We start from the raw sequence: 1,273 nt of genomic DNA on the forward strand, positions 1-1,273 counted from the left end.
GCCCGGCGACGATCATGCCCCGCCCCCGGACGCCGCCCAGCGCGGACGCGATCCCCGGCTTGAGGGGGGTCGCTCGACGCGCGCCGCATCGGCAGACAGAACCGCCGCCGAGGGGCAGCGGTTGCGGCGCGCGATCGAGCCCGTGCTCGTGAAGACTCTCATCACCCTTCCCTCGCCAACCGAAACGAATGATTTTCGACCTTAGGCACTAGCGAGGAAGGTCGACTCAGGGTGGGGAGCAGCCATCAGGTGTGGGTTGCTCGCAGCCAGGGTATGACGGCTGTGGCCTCAGCTCTGGCATCCTCCACAGTCGCGAAGAGGCCGGAAGGTGGGTATCCTTCCCGCCACATTGCGGGCGCATTGTCCCAGCCGTCGTAGAAGCTATCTTCAGTGTAGAAAAAAAGGCCGTCCTGCCGCTGATGGATGGTTAGACGTGATCGGCCGTCGTCGCGTGCGAACTGTTGAGCGATGCTCATAAACATGGCCTGTTTTGCAAGTGCTACTAATCCCTCATGCTTCCCAAGCTATTGAACCAGCGGCTCTTAAAATCTGCAATGGGTGGGAAGCAGTCATTATCTAGTTACGGAAACATTTGGTGTAGCACGTTGAGGGCCACGAAGGAGAGAACTATTAGGATCGCCACACCAGCAAATAATGTCCTTCTAAATTTCTCTATAAGCGGCTTATCGTGCTCATTGATATTGAAGAATTGGGCTTCCTCTAAAGATACAGCGATTGAAGGACTAAGCACACCAAAGCCAAAAGGATATTTACCCTGGAGCTTCCCACGAATGCGTTTTAAAAGCACCACTAGTAGGAAGATGCCGGCTATGAAGCATAAGACAATAACTGCAAGCGGTGCAAAATCTTTCATTCATACCAAGCCATGATTATTACTGGATCGTAGTACGGGGTTCGGTTTCAGCCAACGTCCGAGATAGGTCGGAAGTGGCTGTTCATTACCCCTTGCCGTTCTCGCACAGCAGCGCTTTGGCCTGCCCCCATTCGGTGGCCCAGGATCGAAGTTAGTGCATCGTCGGTCTCGTGACGATGGTGGGGTGAGCGAGCGGCGCTGATCCGGTTGGTTCCGTTGGCCAGATGACGACCTCCGGTGCGGGCGGCTGGTAGCCGAGCGACGAGTGCGGGCGGATGCTGTTGTAGTGCCTGCGCCATTGCTCGATCACGACGCTGGCCTCCTTGAGGGTGTAGAACACCTCGCCGTTGAGGAGTTCATCCCGCAGCTTGGCGTTGAAGCTCTCGCAGTACCCGTTCT

The 1,273-nt window shown here is 56.6% G+C and carries 3 protein-coding genes; 1 reads left to right on the top strand and 2 read right to left on the bottom strand.

All coding sequences use genetic code 11. From position 1 onward, the window contains the following. A partial coding sequence (locus FV220_RS25910; protein ID WP_210245978.1) for a hypothetical protein occupies positions 1–205 on the top strand: 205 nt, incomplete at its 5' end. Between the two features lie 375 nt (positions 206–580). Here FV220_RS25910 and FV220_RS24960 read toward each other — a convergent pair. Further along, positions 581–874 carry a hypothetical protein gene (locus tag FV220_RS24960; RefSeq protein ID WP_147833579.1) on the bottom strand — a complete coding sequence of 98 codons (294 nt, stop codon included), beginning with the start codon at positions 872–874 and terminating at the stop codon, positions 581–583. A gap of 151 nt (positions 875–1,025) precedes the next feature. Then, the coding region (locus tag FV220_RS24965; RefSeq protein ID WP_147833580.1) for an integrase core domain-containing protein at positions 1,026–1,273 on the bottom strand (248 nt) is incomplete at its 5' end.

This window comes from Methylobacterium sp. WL19 (assembly GCF_008040005.1).
Lineage (GTDB): Bacteria > Pseudomonadota > Alphaproteobacteria > Rhizobiales > Beijerinckiaceae > Methylobacterium > Methylobacterium bullatum.

Excerpts from the sequence above, each read along its gene's own strand:
- FV220_RS24960 (WP_147833579.1), bottom strand. The coding sequence starts at position 874 with ATGAAAGATTTTGCACCGCTTGCAGTTATTGTCTTATGCTTCATAGCC.